Here is a 21,599-nt window from a genome sequence, read left to right on the forward strand (position 1 = left end):
GGGCAGGGGAGGCGGCGAGGGCGGCGGGGCCGAACACCCCCTGTTCCATGAGCATGTGCACCAGGGCCGTGGCGGCGCTTCGCGCGGTGGCCGCGGTGTACGGTGCCGACGCGCTGTACCGCTGCGAAGGCAGGGCGCCGAGAGGGCCCACGCCCGTGACGGCAGGGCCACCCGGCGCCCCCTCGCTCTTCCTGGCCGTTCCCGGCGTACTCGGGCGAAAAACGCTCATTGCCAGCCTCCTCGTGGAACGGCGGGACGTGCGCGCGGCGAGCCCCGGGTCAGCGTGGTGCGATGCCGGTGTAGCGGCCGACGTCAGCGAGGATCTCGCCCCGCTGCAACGCCGTGGAGATCAGTTCGATGTCGCCGGCCAGGGCGCGGTCGACGCCCACCAACGGCACCAGCGACCGCACGGCGTCGTAGGCCGCCTGGGCCGCTGGGGCCAGTCGGCCGAAACGCCGGGCGACATCGACTGCCTGAGCGGTGGCGAGGAACTGGGCTGCGAGGACCCGGTAGTTGTTCCGCATGATCCTGCGCGCGCCCCGGGCGGCGACCATGCCGGGGACCCCGAGGTCGTGGCAGCCGCCGGTCGGCATGTCCCGCGCACCGACGGGTGAACAGGAACGGTTCTCCGCCACCAGGGCGGCCACGGTGCGCCGCACGCCGGAGAATCCGTGGTGCGACACGGGATCGGCCACCACGAGGTTCTCGGGCAGGCTCCCGTCCGGGCCACCGGACAGCAGGTCCTGGAACTGCTGCTCGACCAACGGACCCAGCTGGGCGAGGGAGAGTTTGACGCGCTCCATGGCCGCTGCCACCGGCCGGCCCGGGCAGGCCGCTGTGTGGAAGACCTCAGTCCCCTCCACGAACAGGGGGCCGGAGCCTGCGGAGTTGAGTTCGGCCTCCAGGGTGCGCACCGCGTCGTACAGTGCCTGCCGCGCGGCGCCGAGCACCTGGGGCACCTCGGCAAGGATGTGCCCTGGCACGGGCCGCGCCGCTTTTCGAGCGGACGGTACGAACTCTCCGCGCAGCAACTCCCGCAGGGCGGTGACCGTGTCCGCCGTGCCTCGGTGCGTGCTTGCTCTTTCTGGGCCCGTGGTCAGGAGCACAGCGGTCGGTGCGTCCAGCGCCCCGGCCAGCAGGGCCGTGGCGATCTCCGCCTGCCGTACCTGGTCGAGCGCACGGCGGACGACAAGGCAGCCGAGGCCGGTCATGCCCGCCGCGCCGCTGGTGAGCGCATGTCCCTCCCTGTAGGAGAGGGGCAGCGGCGAGATACCCAGTCCGGCAAGGATCCCCGCTGTGGCTGTGCGCCGTCCTTCCCACAGCACCTCGCCCTCGCCGAGCAGCGTGCTCGCGACATGGGCCAGCGGTGTCCGGTCGCCTTCCGGCCCCAGGGACCCGATCTCGGGAATGGCCGGTGTGACGCCCGCGTTCAACTGGCGCACGAGGTGCTCAAGGACCTCGGGGCGTACGCCCGAGTGTCCCTTGGCCAGACCGTTGAGCAGCGTGGCGACCATGGCGCGGGCCTCGTCCTGGGCGAACACCCGTCCCACACCGGTGCATTGACTGCGAATAAGGTTCGCCTGCAGCTCGGACTGTCCGCCGGGCTCGATGCCGGCGCGCCGTGTGCCGTGGCCGGCCACGGTGACTCCGTCGACGGGTACACCACGGCGCACGAGCTCCTCGAGGACCCCTCTGTTCCTGTGCACCCTGGCCAGGGCACTGCCCGCGAGCCGGACTTGAGCGCCGTCCTCGGCGATCCGCAGGAGAGCGTCGATGGTCAGCGTCGTGCCGTCCATGACTACGGGGCGGTCTTCGACGCTGTACGCGGTCACGCCCCTCGCTCCGGAGGCGGGAGCACCTTGGCATGTCGGCTTGTCGTAGGCGCTCCGGGGCCTCGCTGCTCCATGGTGCCCCTCCCGCGTCGTCCGTCCGATCAAGTCGTCACTCATGGTTGAGCGCCGGGTGTTGCGCGACCAACTCTGAGGGTGCGGTCCTGCCTGCGTACACGCATGACCGCAGAGCGCTCCCCCGGAACGGCTCGGTCTCGAGTTGCCAAAGTGTGGCAACTGTTTGCCAAGGTGGTGAGGGGGTCACTAGTTTTCCGCTCCATCGACGACGCCCCACCCCACAGGGGCGGGCCCTGCCCCTTGAAGGAGAACTCATGCGAACCGTCCTGCGCGCCGCGTGTACGTCCGCCGTACTCGGCATATTCGCCCTCGTCACCACCACTACCGCTTTGGCGTCGGATATCGACTGGCCTGCCGTTCCCACGTCCGCCGTCGCCTCGGACATCGACTGGCCCTGACGTGCCAAGTGCTCCTGCACCGAAAGCGCACGCTGGAACACGTCGCTGGACCGGACGAAGGCGACGATGGGCGGTGTCCGGAGTGAACCAGGGGCTGCGGCTCCACCTGCACGCTGTGTGACCGTGTATCACCGATTTTCTGGAGTCATTGTGGGCAACGCGTTCGTCGTTCGTTATGAAATGCAGCCGGAGGCCGCGGAGCGGAACCAGGAACTGGTGGCCGACGTCTTCGCCGAGCTGGCACGGACGAAGCCGGAAGGCATCAGCTACGCCTCGTTCCGGCTGGCCGACGGCGTGACCTTTGTACACGTCGGAGTCATGGACAACGACAGCAACCCGCTGGCGGAGTCGGCCGCGTTCCAGGAGTTCCAGAAGGGCTTCGGTGACCGGGCCGCCGGGCCGCCGGTGGCGAACGGAGCGGTGCTGGTGGGCTCCTACGGGTTCGATTCGTGATCGGATCCCATGTCGGCCCTCGCGCGACACTGCTCGTTCCCGGCGGCAGCGCCGTGCGGATTCCCAGCCTGAGGGGAGTCCTCAGTACGCGAGACGCTGACCTCGACGCCGTGGCACGTGACTTCGGAAACCGCGTCCACCACCGCCCTCTCGCCGTGCTGCGTCCTGCCGACCCCGCGGACGTCGCGGCTGTCGTGCGGTTTGGCCGCGACTGCGGCCTTGCCGTGGTGCCGCGCGGCGCGGGCCATTCGGTCGACGGGCAGGCCCAGGCAAAGGACGGGATCGTAGTCGACCTGTCCTCCCTCGCGGCTGTCCACGAGCTGGGACCTGACTGGATCCGTGTGGAGGCCGGTGCGCGGTGGAGCGCGGTGGTCGCAGCGACTCTGCCCTGCGGCCTGGCCCCACCAGTGCTGCCGGATTACCTCGAACTGTCCGTCGGGGGCACGCTGTCCGTCGGCGGACTCGGCGGCGCCAGCCACCAGTACGGCTGCGTTGCCGACAACGTGCTGGAACTCGAGGTCGTCACCCCGGAGGGAACGCTGCTCACCTGCTCGCCCACCCGGAATGCCGAGCTCTTCGACGCGGTGCGTGCAAGCCAGGGACAACACGGCATCATGACCGGTGTCACCCTCGCACTGACCGAGGCTCGGAGCACGGCCCGTCGCTATCTGCTCGGCTACCGCGACCTCGGCGCGTTTCTCGCGGACCAGCAGCGGCTGACCGAGGACCGGCGCTTCGACCATGTGGCGGGCCAGGCGCGGCACGAGGGGCCGGGCTGGCTCTTCGTCCTGGAGGCGATGAAGGCCTTTGTCCCGCCGAACGAGCCCGATGACCGGGACCTCCTCGATCACCTCGCCTACCAGCGCGGTACCGAGGTGATCGAGACCACTGGATATGAGGCCTTCCTCCAGCGCCTCGCGCCGTTCGAAGCGAGCATGCGGGCCCTCGGTTCCTGGCAGCGTCATCCCCACCCGCGGTGCAATGTCCTGCTGCCGGGACGTCATGCCGAGGTGATCATCTCCGAAACGCTCGACAATCTCCCCCCCGAGGACCTCGGTGTCGGCGGCAGCGTCCTCATCTATCCGGTACCCACCGCGTGTCTGGCCGCCCCGCGCATGCCGAAGGCGCACGACGCCACCACCGTCCTGTTCGGCGTGCAGCGCACGGCGCCGCCTGGGGACCGCGCTGCCCTCGACCACATGCGGCGGTCCAACGCGGCCTTGCGCATGAGGGCACAAAGGGCCGGCGGCGCGAGCTACAGCCCCCCCCGTTGACCGTAGTGAAACGGGTCGATGAAAGGACGCAGAAACAGCGCAGGCAGAGTGGTCCACTGAAGTTTTCCGCAGCACACGCCGAATCGACGCTGGGCGGAAAACATACGGCGAAATGAGCATTCTGGGAGAATTCTGGTCGGCCGTGGCGCGCTATTCTCAAAATTCGTAGGAATCGTTCCGTACCGATTTCGGAGGGTCCCGTAAATGGGTGGATATATCGGCGATCACGCCGTGGTTCTGGGCGGAAGCATCGCGGGCTCGCTCGCCGCGCGCATGCTCGCCGACGCCTATCGCGAAGTAACGGTGATCGACCGGGACGAACTCACCGGCGCGAGTGGTCCGCGACGCGCCATTCCCCAGGGGCACCACATCCACGCCCTGCTGGCCCGCGGTCAGCAGATCCTCGACGAACTCTTCCCGGGCTTCACCGAGGAGCTCGTCTCCATCGGTGTGCCCGTCGGGGACTTCGGGACCAGCTTGAGCTGGTACTTCGGCGGACGGATGATCGAAAAGGCGGAGACCGGACTGACCTGTGTGGCGGCCGGCCGGCCGCTCCTCGAGGAACGGCTCCGGCGCAGGATCCACAATCTGGCCAACGTCACCACGCGGGAGCGGACCGACGTTGTAGGACTGGTGGCATCCCCCGACCGGAGCCGGGTGACCGGAGTGCGGGTGCAGCCGCGCGCCGAGGACACTGCCGATGAGGTGCTCGCGGCAGATCTGGTGATCGACACCACTGGGCGGGGCTCGCGGACGCCGAGGTGGTTGCTGGAACTGGGTTACCCCGAAGTCGTCGAAGAACGCGTCAAGATGGACCTGACCTACACAACCTGCGACTTCCGCGGCCCGCTGCACTTCGACCCCATCGGCGACGACATCGCCCTCATCCCGGTCGCCACGCCGGCGATGCCGCGCGGCGCGATATTCGCGCGCCTGCCCGACCGCTACGCGGTATCGCTCACCGGAGTACTCGGCGACCGTCCGCCGACCGACCACGAAGGCTTTCTCGCCTACGTCGAGTCCCTGCCCGTCCCGGAGATACACAAAGCGGTTCGCGACGCCGAACCGCTCGGGCCTGCGATGTCGTTCCACTTCCCCGCCAGCATCCGCCGTCGATACGAGCGGCAGTCCCGCCACCCGGAAGGGCTGCTGGTGATGGGCGACGCGGCCTGCGTCTTCAACCCCGTATACGGCCAGGGCATGACCGTCGCCGCGATCGAGTCCCTCGTCCTGCGCCGGCACCTGGAACAGGGGGCGCCACGGCCGCACGCCTTCTTCCGCGACCTTGCCAAGGTCATCGACGCACCATGGGAAATGTCGGCCGGGGCCGATCTCGGTTTCCCCGGAGTCGAGGGGAATCGGACGCTGAAGGTACGGGTCGGTAACGCCTACATACCGCGCCTGCAGGCTGCAGCCGCCCACGACGGCAAGCTGTCGGCCGCTTTCCTGCGGACGGCCGGCCTTGTCGATCCGCCGCAGGCGCTGATGCGTCCGGGCGTGGTCTCCCGCGTGCTGCGGGGCGCTTCCCGCTGACCCACAGGCCGCACGTGAGGCGGCTCGGAGAAGACTTCCGCGCCATCGCCGGCGCAACCCGAGGAATCCGGAAAGGCTGATGGAGATGACAGCGCCGACGGCGGAATCTGCAGCCCAGAGTCAGGCCGACTTGCTGTCGGTCGATGCAGACTTCCTGTGGCACCCCTGGTCACCGAGCCGGGTCAGTGCCGAGACCACGGTCGTGGTGGCCGGAGACGGCTGCGAGGTCCAGGACGTCGACGGCCGTCGCTTCCTCGACGCCAAGTCGTCCGGTCTCAACGCCACACTGGGCTACGGATGCCGCCCCGTGATCGACGCGATCAGCGCACAGCTCCGGCAACTGATGACCTATGACATGGGGGAGGGCTCCAATGTGCCCGCCATCAGGCTCGCGGAGCGGATCGCCGGGCTGACCGGACCGCATCTGACACGTACGTTCTTCTGCAACAGCGGATCCGAGGCGCTGGAGACGGGCATCCGGATCGCACGTTTCTACCAGGCGGTGCTCGGGTTTCCGGAGCGAACGGTCGTGGTGTCGCTCGACAACGCGTACCACGGTTCGACGATGGCGGCCGCGGCGTGCTCGGCCACCTCGTCGCCGGTCGCGGACGACGTGGCTCCGAGCGGGTTCGTGACCGTGCGCAGGCCGGGCCGTGCCGGTGCCGAGTCGATAGAAGGCCCGGAAGGCATCGAGGACCTGCGGGAGTTCCTGTCGGCGAACGGGACCCGCACCGCGGCCGTACTCGTCGAGCCGGTCCAAGGGCGGGGCGGTTACGTCATGCCCGATGCCTGTCTCCGAGAGATACGGGAGATGTGCGACCAGCAAGGGATACTGCTGATCCTCGACGAGGTGATGACGGGGTTCGGCAGGACCGGTCGCATGTTCGCCTACGAGCATGCCGGGGTGCAGCCCGACATCCTGGCCACCAGCAAGGGCCTGTCGGCCGGTTACATGTCGCTCGCGGCGGTCACCACCACCACGCGTGTGTTCGATGTCTTCGACCGGAACAAGGACAAGGCCGGATTCGTCCACGGGCACACACATTCCGGCCATGCCGCCGCGTGCGCGGCGGGTCTGGCGGTGATCGACTTCATCGAAACGCAGGGAGTGCTCTCGAACGTCCGGGCACGTGGCGAGCAGCTGCTGGATGCGTTGGAGCCAGTGCGTTCGATGCCGGGTGTGCGTGATCTGCGCGGCCGTGGCCTGCTGGTCGCCGTCGAGCTGGACAGAGCGCGGCGCGCGGCGCGGGTGAAGGACCACATGCGGGGCAGCGGCATCCTGGTGCGGCGCACCGGACGCAGCATCGTCCTCGCTCCGCCGCTGATCATCACCGCCTCGCAGACCGACCGGATCGCGCAAGCGCTGGTGGCGGCCGCCAGCGCGGCCGCATCGGAAGCGCCGTGACGGCGGGTGGCCGAATCGAGGCCGGCACGGGTCCAACCGCCGTGCACGTGCGGGTCATTCGAGAATAATCGGGGCGCCGGCAACGGCACGTCGCTGATCGCTGTTCGGCCCGCAGAGCTCCCGAGAGCAAGGAGAACGAGTAATGCCCGACGGATCCAAGACCACTCAAGACATCGACACGACCTTTACAGGGCCGGTCACCCAGGAACCCAACAGCGGCTGGACCTGCGTGATCATGCCGGGCTCCGGCGAGTTCTTCGGCACCAGGAGGCCCGTCAAGATCGGCGGTACGGTCGATGGACACCCCTTCCAGGCGACCATGCTCCCGGTGGGCGACGGAACCCACATGGTTCCCTTGAAGGCGGCCCTGCGCAAAGTCCTCGGCAAGGACCGCGGCGAAGCGGTAACCGTGCACATCAACAAGCGCTTCCTCTGACCGCCCGGGCCTGGTTGGCGGCTGCATGGCTCCAGCCCGAGGGTCCGCCGAGCTCGCGGCACGGCCCGGGCCCGAGATCCCGGCCTGCTGGTCCGGCTCCCGCCTCTGCCAGCGGGCGGCGCCCTCGGGGCCTGTTCGCATGTGTTCCACCTCGTCCGTCTGTGCGTCGGTGATGGTGCGCGGCAGGCCGGGACGCGGTTCGTTCCGTGAACCGTCGAGCCGGCCGGCCGCTCGCCTTCGGACGACGCCGACGGCAGCGCTCTGCCGTCACCCAGCCACCTGGCCGGCCTACGGGGCCGGGCACACCTGGCGCACCACATCGGCGAACTCCTTGGGCCGCTGGAGGAAGCCGCCGTGGTCGCCGGGGAACTCGACCACCGGGACGCCGAGCAGATCCGCCAGCGCCGTGGAGGTGAGACAGGTGTCCAGACCGCCCGAGTCGGCGCCGACACCTACCACGACACGGGCCGGACCGGCCTTCAGCGCGGCGATGTCCGGAAGGTAGCGGGTGGTACCCCGCAGTTCATGGCCGAAGAACCGGGCGCTGTCGGCCAGCGCCTGCTCCGGCGACTCGCCCGGCGGCGGAGCGGGTGCCCCCGCGTCCCCGTTGTCGAGTCCGGATGCGGTCATGAACTTTCGCCACGCCGCCTCCAGCCCCTCGCGGTGGAACGTCTCGACAATGTCGTCGACGCCGACTCGCCGGTCGGCGGCGTCCGGGAGCAGCTCGAGCAGGGGCGGCTCGTGCGCGACAAGGGTGCGTACCCGGCCCGGGTGCCGTGCGATGAGCGCGAGGCCGGTCACCGCTCCGCCGCTGCTGCCGAACACGTCGGCGGACTCGGCCCCCAGTGCGTCCAACAGACAGACGACGTCGTCCGCCCGCATTTCGGGCGTGGAGTTCTGCCCGGGGTCGTCGAGGACGCTGTGGGAGATGCCCCGTGGATCGTGGGTGACGACGGTGCGCTCACCGGCGAGCGCGGCGGCCAGCGGCGCGAAGGCCGCGGCGGCCATCGGCGCTCCCATGACCAGCAGCAGGGGCCCTGAGCCGCGGACCTCGTAGTACAGGCGTGCGCCCGGGACGTCGACGGTTCGTGTGGTGTGGGGGGTGATCATGACAGAGAGCCTTTCTCCGGAGTGCCGGTCACTGTCGCGGTGACCGGAAGGGTGGACTCCGGCGGACCCGAGTACTCATCGGTCCCGGCTCTGCCGCGCCGGGCATCCGGCCTCGATCAGGAAAGCTCATGCCCGCGCCGGACAGGTCCATGCCCTGTGTCCCCCAGCGGGCATGGGCATCGCTGTTTCCCGAATCCACGGAGACAGTATTTTCTCTTGAATTGCTCTCTCTGCTACGGGTGCCTCCAGAATCTCCTCGCCGCATGTCGTCGCCGCTTAGCATGAGTTGAACCATGCGCCTGTGGAAAAGCGTGAGCGCAACAGTTCCGAAAATCGGACCGAGGCAGCGCATTAGGAGCGATGGATGAAACCCTTCCGTATAGATGTGCCGCAGGCGGATCTCGACGACCTGCGGCGCCGACTGGCCAACACCCGCTGGCCCGCCGTTTCGAGTGACGCGGACTGGAGCCGCGGCGTTCCGATGGGCTACCTGCAGGAGCTTGCCGAGTACTGGAGCACAAGCTTCGACTGGCGCGCCGCTGAAGCCAAGATCAATAAGTTCCCGCAGTTCACCACCGAGATCGACGGCGCCAATGTCCACTTCATCCACGTCCGTTCCCCCGAAGGGAACGCGACGCCGATGATCATGACGCATGGCTGGCCGGGCTCGCCCATCGAGTACCTGGACGTCATTGAGGCGCTCACCGACCCACGGTCGCACGGTGGCAACCCGGACGAGGCTTACCACCTCGTCATCCCCAGCATCCCCGGCTTCGGCTTTTCCGGCCCGACATCCGAACCCGGCTGGACCCTCCCCCGCATTGCCCATGCCTGGGGGGAGCTGATGGCCCAACTGGACTACGAGCACTACGTCGCCCAGGGTGGTGACCTCGGCGCAGTCATCTCCATCCTCCTCGGCCACCAGCGGCCGCAGAACGTGTCAGGGGTACACGTCAACTTCCTGATCACCGCGCCGAGTGGGGACCCAGCACAGCTGGCGGACTTCAACGACTCCGACTTCGGGCGGCTGGGCGTGCTGACCCGATTCGCGGACGAGCTCTCCGGATACATGAAGCTCCAGTCGACGCGGCCGCAGACGGTGTCCTACGCTCTGACCGACTCACCGGTCGGCCAACTGGCCTGGATCGTAGAGAAGTTCAAGGACTGGACCGACTCGGACAAGGAACCCGAGGACGCGGTCGACCGGGACCAACTCCTGACCAACGTCACCGCCTACTGGCTCACCAATACTGCCGGCTCGACGGCGCACTTCTACTTCGACAACGCGGACCTGCTGCCCACTGCGCCGACTCCGCAGGCCCCGCCGCCGCCGCTGCCTGTGCCGCTGGGCGTGGCGGTGTACCCGCACGACCCCGCACTGCCCATCCGCAAGCTGGCCGACCCGCTCTACCCGGACATCGTGCACTGGGCCGAGTACGAGCGCGGTGGCCACTTCGCCGCCATGGAGGAGCCTGACCTTTTCATCGGCGACCTCCAGGCATTCCGGCGGGCGCTGCCCCGGTAACGGCAGGCACCCCGAACTCCGAAGGGGGCCCGTGCGGACGGAACACACCCTGTCCGGCACGGGCCCTTCGGCCTGCCCGCAGGCGCCGCAAGAGACGTATCCGCTCAGCGCGTTGTGATCAGCGGCGTCGCTGCGGGCACCGCGCACTGCCCCGCAAGTACTACGGGGCAGCTGGCCGGATGCCTCATGCAACCGACCTGCCCCCACCGCACCGGCGTTACGGTCCCGGGCGTGCGGGCAGCGTGGGCATTCCTCGTCGTCGAGTGCGATCTGGGACGCCGGGTACGGCGCCGGCGTGCCGGGGCCCCGGATTGACGGTTCGGGGCCGCCCCGTCGCCTCTGGCCCGTACCCATCTGGCCAGGTCCTGAGTCCAGTGCGCCCAAGACCGTTCGGGGCGTGAGGCTGAGCGGACTCACTCCCCCTCAGTCCACAGGGTCGGTCCTCAGGTCGTCGATGACGGTGTCCACGACATGGGCAGCGAGCCTGTTCACGGTGCTGCGCTCCTGCCATCGCAGGGGGCCGCGGGTCGCCAGATCGGCGAAACCGTGCACGGCGGACCAGCAGATCCATTCGGCGTCGGTCCGCCGTTGCGGGGTCAGAGCGCCGGTGTCGACCATTTCGTCGAGCGTATCCAGCAGCAGCTGGTAGGGCGGCGGGACACGGTCGCCTACGGCGAGGTGCGGGCTGTCGCCGCGGGGCTGCTCCTGGGTCAGAATGGCGAGTTCGAACCAGCCCGGTTCCGACAGGGCGAACTGGATGTAGCCCAGGCCCACTCCGCGCAGGTGCTGCACAGCGCGTTCGGCGGGATGGGCCGCGCGCCGTACGGTGGTCATCCGGTCGAGCATGGCTTGGGCGAGCCGGTCCTGGGTCTCGGCGGCGACGGCCAGGACAAGTGCCTGCCGGTCCGCGAAATGCCGGTAGGCGGCATTGGGTGTGACACCGACGGAGCGGGTGAGCTCCCGCAGCCCCAGAGCGCCGGCCCCACCGGTCCGGGCGGCCTTGAGGCCGGCTTCCACCAGTGCTGCTCTCAGTCCGCCGTGGTGGTACGTGCGCGTAGTACTGGCCATGATCTGCGCTACCTCCCCCCGCGAGTCTACAGCGTGAACATTCCTGGTACGAGGGGCGGCCCTCCGTGCCTCGCACGAGTTCGGTGATTGAGCACACAGGGAGAAGACGGTCTTGGTGCGGCGTGGCAGCGTCTGGGGGAGCCTCAGTCGTGGTCGATCGGACGGATGTGGCAAGGAGGTCGCCCAAGTGAGCATGGCCGTGTCGTCGCGAACGCTGAAGTTGCGCGTGAGCGCCAAGAAGTCCGTCGCCGACGGGGTGGTCGTCCTCGACCTCGAGCATCCCGATGGCGCCAGGCTGCCGGACTGGACGCCCGGCGCGCACATCGACCTCATGCTGCCTGGGGGACTCATCCGGCAGTACTCGCTGTGCGGCGACCGGTGGGACGCCTGCCGGTACCGGGTCGCCGTGCTGCGCGAGCCGGAGGGACGTGGCGGCTCCGCCTACGTGCACGACCGGCTCCAGGTCGGCGACGGCGTCGGCGTCGGGGGGCCGCGCAACAACTTTCCCCTGGTGCCATCGGAGCGCTACCTGTTCCTCGCGGGCGGCATCGGCATCACGCCGCTGCTGCCGATGATCCACCAGGCGCAGCTGACAGGAGCGGACTGGAACCTTGTGTACGGCGGTCGCAGCCGTGGATCGATGGCGTTTCTCGACGAACTGGCGGGCTACGGCCCACGAGTCCACGTCGTGCCCGAGGACACCCGCGGAAGGCCCGACCTGCAGGCCTGGCTGGGGGACGTGCGCGACGGCGTCCGGGTGTACTGCTGCGGCCCAGCCGGGCTGCTCGACGCCGTCGAGGCAGCGTGCGCCCACTGGCCCACGCCGACCCTGCGCACCGAGCGGTTTGCCGCTGCGCAACAGGAGCTGCCGGTTCGGGACGCGCCGTTCGAAGTCGTGCTGGCGAACAGTGGAACGAACGTGACCGTCACCCCCGGCACGACGGTTCTCGAGGCTCTGCGCAGGGTCGGGGTGGACGTCCTGTCCTCGTGCATGGAAGGCGTCTGTGGCACGTGCGAGACCACCGTGCTCGACGGCCGGGTAGACCACCGGGACGCCCTCCTCAGTCACGACGAGCGCGTGACGGCCGACCGCATGTTCCCCTGCGTGTCCCGAGCGTGCGGCGACCGGCTGGTACTGGACCTCTGAGACGACCATGCCTGCGACAGCGGACCCGCACGCCCGGCCGGACCTACCGGATCCCGACACGAGACGAAGGCCGTGACCATGACCGACGCACCCGCCACAGCGCTCCGCTCAGCCGGGACGCGGCTGCCCGTCAGCGCCCTCGACCCGTTCGATCGCGACGTCCTGGAGGACCCGCTCCCGCTTCAAGCCGCGCTGCGCGATGCCGGGCCGCTGGTGTACCTGAGCACCCACGATGTCTATGCGATGGCCCGCTACGAACAGGTGTACGCGGCGCTGCGGGACTGGCAGAGTTTTGAGTCCGGGGGCGGGGTGGGCCTGTCCAACTTCCGTACCGGGAAGCCGTGGCGGTCACCGAGCATCCTGTTGGAGGCCGACCCCCCGTACCACGACGCCCCGCGCCGGGTGCTGGCGGGCCTGCTCGGGCCCCACACGCAGCGCCGGCTACGCGACAAGTGGAGGGCGGCGGCGGCGGACCTTGTCGACGAACTGCTGGCCGGCCACACCGGCAACAGCGCCGAGTTCGACGCCGTGGCCTCGCTCGCGGAGGCCTTCCCTCTGCGCGCCTTTCCGGACGCCGTCGGCATCCCGGACTCCGGGCGCGAAAACCTCCTGCCCTTCAGCGACTTCCTGTTCAACGCCTTCGGCCCGCGAAACGACCTCGTGGCACTGGGCGCGCCGCGCGCCCGGGAACTGTCGGCCTGGGTGAACTCACACTGCCAACGCGAGGCCCTCACCGAGGATGGGTTCGGGGCCCAGATCTGGGCGGCGGCCGACCGGGGTGAGCTCACGCCAGAGCAGGCGCCGCTGGTCGTGCGCTCCCTGTTCGCTGCCGGCGTCGACACGACCGTGCACGGACTCGCCGCGCTGCTGCACGCGCTCGCCACCCACCCCGCGCAGTGGCAGCGACTGCGGGCAGAGCCGCGGCTTGTGCGGGTGGCCTTCGATGAGGCCGTGCGCTGGGCCTCGCCGGTACAGACCTTCTTCAGGACGGCCACCGGTGACATTCGCGTCGCCGGTGGCGTGGTGCCCGCCGGCGCGAAGGTGCTGCTGCTCCTCGGGGCCGCCAATCGGGACCCCAGGCGCTGGGACGCCCCCGACGCGTTCGACCTGTCCCGCGACCCGTCCGGGCACCTCGGCTTCGGCTTCGGGCTGCACCAGTGCGTGGGCCAGCACATTGCGCGTCTCGAGGCCGAATGCCTGCTCACGGCGCTGGCGGAGCGTGTGGAGACGATCGAGCTCGCGGGCCCCACCCGGCGCCGTCCCAACAACACCCTGCGGGCCTGGGACTCGGTGCCGATCCGCGTGCGGCTCGCGCGGTAGAGCAGGGCGCACGGACCGTTTTCCGGGTTTGCCGAGTTTCGCTGTTTGCCGCGCCTCGCTATCGAGTATACAGTGTGAACATGCTGAATGTGGACAGTGTGAACGAGGGCGCGTTATGCCGGGGATGAAGGCGATGAGTAAGGGAGACCGTTGTGACAACCGTTGATTCGAACGGGACCTCGGAGGGGGTCGCGCAGGCCCTGTCAGGGGACGAGGCCGCCCGGGCAGAACCGGATCCCCGGCGCTGGCTGGTACTCGCTGTCCTGTCGAGCCTGCAGTTCATGATCTTGCTGGACATGACCGTCGTGAACGTGGCCCTGCCACGCATCCAGGATGGACTCGGTTTCTCAGCGTCGGGCCTGGCCTGGGTGGTCAACGGCTATGTGCTGGCTGCAGGTGGCCTGCTGATGCTCGGTGGACGGCTGGCCGACGTCTTCGGCCGGCGGCGCCTGCTGCTGATTGGTGTGGTCGTCTTCGGCCTGTCCTCGGCGGTATCCGGTGCGGCCGAAGCGCCCTGGATGATGGTCGTCGGCAGGTTCGGACAGGGCGCTGCCGAGGCGATCGCCGCTCCCGCTTCGCTGGGCCTGATCGCGTTGCTCTTCACCGACCCGAAGGAGCGCACGAAGGCGCTGGGTGTCTGGGGCGGAATCATCGGACTCGGCGGCACCCTGGGTTACGTCATCTCCGGTGTTCTGACCGACCTGGTGTCCTGGCGCTGGATCTTCTTCATCAACCTGCCCGTCGCCCTGGTGGCCCTGGTGCTCGTGCCCCGTCTGGTCACCGAGAGTCAGATGGTGCGCGCGAAGGACCACAGCCTCGACATCATTGGCGCGGTCACCCTGACCCTCGGGCTCGTCGGAGTTGTCTACGGGCTGCTCCAGGCGGCCGAACACTCCTGGGGATCCACGGCGGTCGTGGTACCGATCGCCGCCGGTGCCGCCCTGTTGCTGACGATGCTCCTGGTCGAGCGCAGGGCGAGGAACCCGCTCATCCCGCTCGGGTTCTTCGCCAACCGGACGAGGTCGGTCGTCAATTTCGTCACGCTGTTCTTCATGGCGGCGTTCATCTCGTACACCTTCATGCTGACTCTGTTCGAGCAGCAGGTCCTGGACTACTCGCCGCTGGTGACCGGCCTTGCCTGGCTGCCGCTGAGCGTCGGGATCGGGGGTGGAATCGCCCTGGGCACCGCTCTGATCCCGCGCCTGGGGGTCCGGGTGGTCACGGGTGGCGGCTTCATCGGTGCGGGCGTGGGGCTCTTCCTGACGAGCACAGCCGACGTCGACTCCTCCTACGTAGGCGGGATCATGCCGGGAATGCTGGTGTTCGGTCTGTTCGCGGGCGCCACCATGCCGGCCGCGACCAACGCCGCGCTGCACGGGGTCACAGTCCAGGACTCAAGCCTGGCCTCTGGCCTGCAGAACACCATGCAGCAGATCGGCGGCGCTCTTGGAGTCGCCGTCCTGGTCACCCTGGCTCTGCGGCACGCGGACGGGGAGATCCGGCTCGGTACGGCGCCCGAGGTCGCGATGACCGAAGGGTACACGCTGGCTTTCCGTATCGGCGCGGCCCTGATGGTGATCGGCGGGCTGCTCGTCATGGCCCTGATCGAGCGCGTCGACACCGAGCTGCGCGACCCGATGGCCGAGAGTCTCGCGGAATCCCGCTGAGGCTGCCGGAGCACTGAGGCCGCCCTTCGCGGCCGCGACAAAACATCCAGAAAACCTCTCAGAAAGTGGACGGTGCAAACATGACGGACGTGGACGGCAAGCAGAGCGATTCGGCCCAGCACCCGGCCGTTCCCGGCTGGTTCGACATCTCCAGCCCGGATGCCGCCCGGACGGCCACCTTCTACCGGGGCATGTTCGGCTGGTCGATCGACGCCCTGGACGACACCTACTCCATGGTGAGCACCGGCGACGATCCTCCGGTCGGAGGCATCGGCCAGGCCGGCCCCAAGGCTCCCTATACCGGGTTCGTCGCCTACTTCCCGGTGGACGACGTCGACGCCGCCCTGGCACGGGCCGAAAAGCTCGGCGGTACCCGCGTCCTGGAGCCGCAGTCCACCCCCGATGGCCGGATCGCCGTGTTCGCGGACCCCGACGGCAACAACGTGGGCCTGCTCAGCCCCTGACTTCTGCCACACACGGAAGGGCCACGGTGCCGGTGTACGGCACCGTGGCCCTTCGCGTACTGCCTCCTTCGTGGTCCCGCAACGGAGCTCCCGGCCTTCGGGCTGACGATCCGGCCCGAGGATCGTCCCGTCGCCAGGGTCAGCGGGCCGACGCGGGGAATCGGGGAGGCTGTCGCGCGGAGGCCGGCGGTGCAAAGGTGCGGGTCGTCGTGCACAGGAAGATCGCTCAGGGCAAGAACCGTTCCTGTGGACTGAGAACTCCCTGACGAAATGAGTGGCGGGGAACGTCAGGCTTCTGTGGCCATGAGCCAGAGCGGTTCGCAAGCGGCAGCATTCTTCCGAGATTTCCGCCAGAGCAGAGTGGTCTGGCTTGTCCGGGATGACGACGCAAGCCCGGCTCCCCTCTCCGCGGACGGCACACGAAGTCTTCCCTTCTGGTCGACCTCGGCCCGCGCCCGGAGGGCAGCGAAGATCTGGGGGCATGGGCTACGCGTTGAATCCATGCCCTTGGACACCTGGCGCGATCGCGATCTGCCCGACGCCGCCCGAGAGGGATACAAGATCGGCATCAACTGGAGCGGGCAGCGCCTGGTCGGCTGGAGCTTCACCCCAAGGGAAGTTCTCAACCGGCTGGCGGCGGCTGACTAGCCCACGGCATCGTTCGCCAGAGCGCGCGGTCGCCGCCAGCAGATGAGTGCGCATCCGAGGATGAGGAAGGCTTCGTGGCTGTCGTCGCGGATCTCCCAGCGGATCCGCAGGCGGTGGAACCAGTGCAGGTGGGCGAATGCGCGCTCCGCGAACCAGCGTTGGGCGCCCAGGCCGGAGCCGGTGTTCGGTGCCGCGGCGGGCGATCAGCGGCTTCTCGCCGAGGTCCCGGGCCAGCCGGAGGGTACGTGCCGTGGTCGTAGCCGCGGTCACCCAGCACCACGTCCGGGCGGCGGGGCCGGCCGCGCGTGCCCCGCACGGGCGGCACGCCTTGGAGCAGTGGGATCGGCTGGGTGACGTCGTTGCGGTTGCCGCCGGTCAGGGCGGCGGTGAGCGGCATGCCGGTGGCGTCGGTGATCAGGTGGTGTCTGCTGCCCGTCCTGACCCGGTCGACAGGGCTTCGTCCTGTCTTGGGCTCCCCTTTCAGGCGCCCGGATGGGGGAGCCGTCGACAGCCGCCCAGGTGAAGTCCAGGGCGCTCGCGGCACGGAGCTCGGCGAGGAGGATCTCGTGCGGCCGGGGCCACACACCGGCTTCTGTCCACTCGGCCAGGCGGCGCCAGCAGGTCATGCCCGAGCCGAAGCCGACTTCCTGCGGCAGGTGTTCCCAGGCGATCCAGGTGCGCAGCACAAACAGGATGCCCTGGAACACCAGACTTCCCACGGCTTCGGCCGAGCCACCCCGCACCTCCGGATCAACGGTCTCGGAGCGATCCAACCACTTCGAAGATCATTTCGTTAGGCGTTCCGAGTGGGAGTGAGTCAGCCGCACGCCCCGGACGGTCTTGGGCGCGCTGGTCACCGGTGTACTCGAGCCCGGGGCAGCGACACGGACCGTGTCCGTGGTCCGATCCCGGGCGGCCGGTTCCCTCAAGACCTGGCCAGATGGGTACGGCCAGAGGCGACGGGAGGCCCCGAGCCGTCACTCCGGCGGAGCGGGGCCCCGCACGCCGGCGCCGTGCCCGGCGTCCCGGATCGCACGATCACCGTAGCCCGAACGGCCCAGGACGCCGCAAGCCCGGAAGCCGACCATCACACGATCGCGTTGAACCGCCCTCGTGCAAGCCCCCGGCGAGCAGCTGACAAGCCCTGGGGACCCTTTACGACGAGGGTTCGAAGAACTCCATCAACGATGAGGCCCACGCATCCTGGTCGAACAGATGGTTGTAGCCCTCCTTCGTCAGGAGCGTCGCACCGGGGATCTCATCGGCGACCCTGGCGCATGAGTCGTGAATCTCCTGCTCGCCCTCGTCCCCGCGCATCACGAGTGTGGGAACGGTGATCTTCGGCAGCTCCTCGTGGGGGATCTGCGAGTGGTCCTTGCTGATGATCGCATCGTAATAGGTCGACGGCGCCATCGACCTGAACGCGCTCCAGGCAGGGTGCTGCTTGAAATAGTCGAGCGTCTCGTCGCTCAGGAAGCCGACGATGTCGCGGCCGAAGAGCGTGACCGCCTCGTCCCGGCGGTCTTCGGCTATGAACTGCTTCAGCGTGGCCAGTTGCTCGGTTGTGACCGCTGGAGACCAGTACGGCGGCTCGTAAAGACCGAGCTTCATCATGGGCACGCCCGCGGCCGCGGCCAAAATGGCGATCTGCCCACCGGTGCAGTTGGCGAAGACGTGGCTCGGTTCGCCGACGGCGTCGAGCACCGCCGCCAGGTCCTCGACCTCGACCTGGATCGTGTACTGGTCGGGGTCCCCGTACCCGCTGTCGCCACGCCCGCGGCGGTCGTAGTTGTACACCGTGAAACGCTTTGACATATGCGTCACGAGCGGGGTGAACATGGCCTTGTCGTTGAGTCCGCCGCCAAGTATCACCACCGGCGGGCCACTTCCTGACTTCTCGTACGCGATCGGGGTCCCGTCGGCCGACAGAACCGTCTCGACCGTGAGATCCCGCGGCCCGGCGTAGTCCTCATCGAGAGGAAGCCCGTCAGAGAAGACGTCCGAGCCGGTCGCAGCCGCTGCATTCACCATCAAACAGTCTCCTTGCGTGGAGGTTGAGTACAGCCGCTGCTAGACGTGGCTCTTCGTCTTGATGTTCAGGTGGACAGGCAGATTGGCGTGCCCGTTGACGACGAAGCTGCCCTGACCCACCAGCTCGTCACGGCGGACGGCGAGTTCCATGTCGGGGAAGCGCTCGAAGAGCGCGGGGATGCCGATCATCCACGCCTCCTTGGCCAGCCGGGCTCCGAGGCAGTAGTGGACGCCGTGACCGAAGGACAGGTGCGTCTTGTCGGCCCGCAGGGCGTCGAACTCGTCGGCGGTGTCGCCGTGGTTCTCCGGGTCACGCCCGATGCCCGCGAAGTCGATGAGCACGCAGTCGCCCTTGGCGATCCGTATGCCCTCGAACTCGAAGTCCTCGGTGGCATAGCGGAACGGCAGGTGCGCGACGGGTGACTCCACCCGCAGCGTCTCCTCGAACACGTTCTCCCAGGGAATCTCACCGGTCGTCACCTTCTCACGCAGGCCGGCGTCGGTGAGCAGGGCCAGGGAAGCGTGCGCGAGGGCGTTCACCAGGGTCTCGGACCCGGCGCCGAGCAGCAGGTGCAGGGTGCCGATCATCTCGGAGTCGCTCAGGCGGGACCCGTCCTCCTCCTTGGCCGCGATCATCGCGGTGGTCAGGTCGTCCCCGGGGTTGACGCGCTTGTAGTCGACGAGGTCGGCAATCGCCTTCTGCCACTGCCCGAGGTTGGCCTCGGCCACCTCGGCGGAGATGCGGGTGTCGATGTTCTTGTGCCCGCCCTCGAGGACCTCGGCGCGGGACTCCTCGGGCACTCCGAACAGGTCGCACATGAGCCGAGTGGGCAGCTCCGCGTGGAACATCGCCTTGAGGTCGAGGGGGGCGTCGGCCCCGGCGGCGGCCATGGCGTCGAGGAGCTCGGTCACCGTCTTCTCGATGTGCGGCTTCATGGCTTCGACACGGCGGCTGGTGAAGGCCTTCAAGAGCAGCTTGCGAAGCCGCGCGTGGTCGGCACCGTCCTGGGTCGCCATGGTGTCCATGGCGACCCAGGTGATCAAAGGCCAACCGTCCGATATCTCGCCGTTGATGTACGCAGGCCAGTTACGGCGGGGATTCTTCGAGAACCGCTCGTCGGCCATGATCTGCCGAGCGATCCTGTAACTGTGAACCGACCAGGCCAGTACGCCGTCGGGGAGCTCGACCCGCGCGATCGGGCCCTGCTCACGCAGGCGGGCGGTTTCCCCGTGGGTGTCGGCGCCTTGGGGGTCGAGAACGTACGGGCACACAGCTTCTGTCATGGAACACGACCTCCAGCAAGAGTCCGTTGAGCTGTACGGATGTCAAGTGCGACGGCGTGGACGGAACCGCTGAGGCCACGGCCGGACAACACCTTTGAAAAGGCCACGCGCACATGGCCACCGGCTCCGATGCCGGTTGGCTCGATCGCTTCCTGAGGCTAGCCAACCGAGGGCCACTCGTCTTCTTCCTGATTGCGGGACCACGCCAGCCGTTGAAGGAGCGGCCGGGCCTCTCGCCGGCGGTGGCGACCAGACGCTCAGCTGGCGGCGCCGGAGCCCTGTCGGGCGGCCGCGAGCCGGTGACCCACCTCAGCCCGCAGCGCCCGCTTGTCGACCTTGCCGAGCGCGGTCGTTGGCAGGGAGTGGATCAGGAACAGCCGGTCGGGGAGCTTGAACGAAGCGACCTTCGCCGCCGTCATCACCGCCCGTATCTCCGCAAGGTCCACGTCCTTGCCCGCCGCCGGGACGACGAACAAACAGACGCGCTCACCCAGTTCGGCATCCGGCATGGCCACGGCCGCGGCCTGATCGACACCGGGCACCCGGAACGCGAAGTCCTCGATCTCCTCGGCGTTGATCTTCTCGCCGCCCCTGTTGATGAGGTCCTTGTCCCTGCCGATCACGACGAGGTTGCCGTCGGGCGCCTGGCGCACCAGGTCACCGGTCCGGTACCAGCCGTCTTTGGTGAACGACCGGGCATCTGTGGCAGGTGACTCGAAGTAGCCGCGCAGCGTGTACGGCCCCCGCGCCAGCAGCATGCCGGACTCTCCCGGCTGCACCGGCCTACCGTCCTCGGCGACGACCAGTATCTCGTCGTCCGGACAGATGGGCCGTCCTTGGGTGTGGTGGACGACATCGTCCGGATCGTCGAGCCGGGTGAGGCACAACAAGCCCTCCGCCATACCGAACACCTGCTGCAGCGAGCAGCCCAGCTTCGTGCCGACCTGACGCGCCACCTCCGGCGCCAGCCGCGCGGCGCCGACCTGGAGCAGCCGCAGCGAACCCAGATCGGCACCCGGGTGCTCGTCGCGATACTGGAGCCAGCGCATGACGATCGCCGGGACCACAGATGTCGCGGTCACCCGCTCTCGCTCGATCGCCGCGAAAACCGCGTCCGGAGCCGGCGAAGCCGCTATCACCACCCGGCCCCCGGACAGGAGCGTGCCCAGGACCCCGGGACCGGTGTAGGGGAAACCGTGGCCCAGCGGCAGCACCGCGAGATACGTGGTGTCCGGCCCGAACCCGCACAGCTCGGCCGCGCGCTTAACCATGTAGGTGAGGTCGTTGTGGGTACGGGCGACCAGCTTGGGTTGTCCCGTCGTCCCCCCGGACAGCTTGAGCACCGCGATCTCGTCACCGTCGGGCGCGGCCGCGTCGAGCTCGGCGGAGAACGACGCGGACTTCGCCCCGTCGTCGGCCGGTTCACACAGCGCCCCCAGGGCGACTGCACCGGTGCCGGTATGGGGGCCTGCCACGATGACGTGCTCGACATGCGGCACGGCCTTGGCGATCTCATGGGCCATCGCCTGGTGGTCGAACTCCTTGAACAGGCCCGGCACCACCAGCGCCTTGGCCTTCGAGTGAACCACCACGCCCGATAGCTCGTGGTGGCGGTACTGCGGTAGTGCCCAGACCGGGACGGCCCCGAGCCTGAGACACGCCACCGTCATGACGACGTGCTGCCAGCAGTTGGGCAGCTGCACCACGACGCGGTCACCCGCGAGCAGCCCCAAAGCGCTCATCCGTGCGGCCGCCCCGTCCGCGCGCGCCATCAACTCACGATAGCTCAGGCGCCGTTCGCCATCGACGAGGCATATCGCCTCCGGTGTCTTGCGGGCAGCCTCGGCCAGGTGCAACCCCAGTGACCGGCCTTCCCAGTAGCCTCGGGCGACATAGCGCGCGGCCATGTCATCGGGCCAGGCGACGGCC

18 protein-coding genes and 1 pseudogene are annotated in these 21,599 nt (G+C 68.7%); 12 read left to right on the plus strand and 7 right to left on the minus strand.

Going from position 1 to position 21,599, the window contains the following annotated elements:
- Window positions 1-278: 278 nt before the first annotated feature.
- On the minus strand, window positions 279-1,832 hold the full coding sequence (locus C1J00_RS01640; protein WP_245936142.1) for an aromatic amino acid ammonia-lyase: 1,554 nt from the start codon (window positions 1,830-1,832) through the stop codon (window positions 279-281).
- A 329-nt stretch (window positions 1,833-2,161) separates the two neighbouring features.
- On the opposite strand from C1J00_RS01640, the gene C1J00_RS44965 reads away from it, so the two are divergent.
- The 6 genes from C1J00_RS44965 (at window position 2,162) to C1J00_RS01665 (ending at window position 7,406) form a co-directional block, all read left to right on the plus strand.
- On the plus strand, window positions 2,162-2,305 hold the full coding sequence (locus C1J00_RS44965; protein ID WP_180989355.1) for a hypothetical protein: 144 nt from the start codon (window positions 2,162-2,164) through the stop codon (window positions 2,303-2,305).
- Between the two features lie 150 nt (window positions 2,306-2,455).
- Entirely contained in the window at window positions 2,456-2,758 is a 303-nt protein-coding gene (locus C1J00_RS01645; RefSeq protein ID WP_219728302.1) for a hypothetical protein, read from the plus strand.
- A gap of 110 nt (window positions 2,759-2,868) precedes the next feature.
- On the plus strand, window positions 2,869-4,032 hold the full coding sequence (locus C1J00_RS01650; RefSeq protein WP_219728303.1) for an FAD-binding protein: 1,164 nt from the start codon (window positions 2,869-2,871) through the stop codon (window positions 4,030-4,032).
- Between the two features lie 204 nt (window positions 4,033-4,236).
- On the plus strand, window positions 4,237-5,565 hold the full coding sequence (locus tag C1J00_RS01655) for an FAD-dependent oxidoreductase (RefSeq protein ID WP_102907229.1): 1,329 nt from the start codon (window positions 4,237-4,239) through the stop codon (window positions 5,563-5,565).
- Window positions 5,566-5,650: 85 nt separating this feature from the next.
- Window positions 5,651-6,970, plus strand: a complete 1,320-nt coding sequence (locus C1J00_RS01660) for an aminotransferase family protein (protein ID WP_102907267.1) — start codon at window positions 5,651-5,653, stop codon at window positions 6,968-6,970.
- Window positions 6,971-7,112: 142 nt separating this feature from the next.
- Complete coding sequence (locus tag C1J00_RS01665) at window positions 7,113-7,406, plus strand: DUF1905 domain-containing protein (protein ID WP_102907230.1); 294 nt, start codon at window positions 7,113-7,115, stop codon at window positions 7,404-7,406.
- 288 nt (window positions 7,407-7,694) lie between these two features.
- Here C1J00_RS01665 and C1J00_RS01670 read toward each other — a convergent pair whose 3' ends face one another.
- Window positions 7,695-8,516, minus strand: coding sequence for an alpha/beta fold hydrolase (locus C1J00_RS01670; protein WP_102907231.1), 822 nt, complete (start codon window positions 8,514-8,516; stop codon window positions 7,695-7,697).
- A gap of 364 nt (window positions 8,517-8,880) precedes the next feature.
- Here C1J00_RS01670 and C1J00_RS01675 point away from each other — a divergent pair, with 364 nt between their 5' ends.
- Window positions 8,881-10,041 carry an epoxide hydrolase family protein gene (locus C1J00_RS01675; RefSeq protein WP_102907232.1) on the plus strand — a complete coding sequence of 387 codons (1,161 nt, stop codon included), beginning with the start codon at window positions 8,881-8,883 and terminating at the stop codon, window positions 10,039-10,041.
- 423 nt (window positions 10,042-10,464) lie between these two features.
- On the opposite strand, the gene C1J00_RS01680 is transcribed toward C1J00_RS01675, so the two are convergent.
- Window positions 10,465-11,109: a TetR/AcrR family transcriptional regulator gene (locus C1J00_RS01680; protein ID WP_102907233.1), complete on the minus strand. Its 645-nt coding sequence runs from the start codon at window positions 11,107-11,109 to the stop codon at window positions 10,465-10,467.
- 193 nt (window positions 11,110-11,302) lie between these two features.
- Between C1J00_RS01680 and C1J00_RS01685 the strand changes: the two genes are divergently transcribed.
- The 5 genes from C1J00_RS01685 to C1J00_RS01705 all read left to right on the plus strand — a co-directional run bounded on the left by C1J00_RS01685 (window position 11,303) and on the right by C1J00_RS01705 (window position 16,355).
- Window positions 11,303-12,256, plus strand: coding sequence for a PDR/VanB family oxidoreductase (locus C1J00_RS01685; protein WP_102907268.1), 954 nt, complete (start codon window positions 11,303-11,305; stop codon window positions 12,254-12,256).
- Between the two features lie 78 nt (window positions 12,257-12,334).
- Window positions 12,335-13,576: a cytochrome P450 gene (locus C1J00_RS01690; RefSeq protein ID WP_102907269.1), complete on the plus strand. Its 1,242-nt coding sequence runs from the start codon at window positions 12,335-12,337 to the stop codon at window positions 13,574-13,576.
- A 152-nt stretch (window positions 13,577-13,728) separates the two neighbouring features.
- Window positions 13,729-15,243: an MFS transporter gene (locus C1J00_RS01695; protein ID WP_439333373.1), complete on the plus strand. Its 1,515-nt coding sequence runs from the start codon at window positions 13,729-13,731 to the stop codon at window positions 15,241-15,243.
- Between the two features lie 80 nt (window positions 15,244-15,323).
- Window positions 15,324-15,707 carry a VOC family protein gene (locus C1J00_RS01700; protein ID WP_102907234.1) on the plus strand — a complete coding sequence of 128 codons (384 nt, stop codon included), beginning with the start codon at window positions 15,324-15,326 and terminating at the stop codon, window positions 15,705-15,707.
- Window positions 15,708-16,010: 303 nt separating this feature from the next.
- Window positions 16,011-16,355: a DUF2750 domain-containing protein gene (locus C1J00_RS01705; RefSeq protein ID WP_102907235.1), complete on the plus strand. Its 345-nt coding sequence runs from the start codon at window positions 16,011-16,013 to the stop codon at window positions 16,353-16,355.
- Here the strand turns inward: C1J00_RS01705 and C1J00_RS01710 are convergent.
- The 4 genes and pseudogenes from C1J00_RS01710 to C1J00_RS01730 form a co-directional block, all read right to left on the minus strand.
- Window positions 16,352-17,098 (minus strand): annotated as a pseudogene (locus tag C1J00_RS01710) (IS5 family transposase). The gene C1J00_RS01705 and the pseudogene C1J00_RS01710 sit on opposite strands and share 4 nt — an antisense overlap.
- A 412-nt stretch (window positions 17,099-17,510) precedes the next feature.
- Entirely contained in the window at window positions 17,511-18,386 is an 876-nt protein-coding gene (locus C1J00_RS01720; RefSeq protein WP_102907236.1) for an alpha/beta fold hydrolase, read from the minus strand.
- A 39-nt stretch (window positions 18,387-18,425) separates the two neighbouring features.
- The gene (locus tag C1J00_RS01725) at window positions 18,426-19,670 is read right to left on the minus strand and encodes a cytochrome P450 family protein (RefSeq protein ID WP_102907237.1); all 1,245 of its coding nucleotides are present in this window, start codon (window positions 19,668-19,670) and stop codon (window positions 18,426-18,428) included.
- A 257-nt stretch (window positions 19,671-19,927) separates the two neighbouring features.
- Complete coding sequence (locus C1J00_RS01730) at window positions 19,928-21,577, minus strand: (2,3-dihydroxybenzoyl)adenylate synthase (RefSeq protein WP_245936143.1); 1,650 nt, start codon at window positions 21,575-21,577, stop codon at window positions 19,928-19,930.
- Between the last annotated feature and the right edge of the window lie 22 nt (window positions 21,578-21,599).

It is taken from the genome of Streptomyces cahuitamycinicus (assembly GCF_002891435.1).
Lineage (GTDB): Bacteria > Actinomycetota > Actinomycetes > Streptomycetales > Streptomycetaceae > Streptomyces > Streptomyces cahuitamycinicus.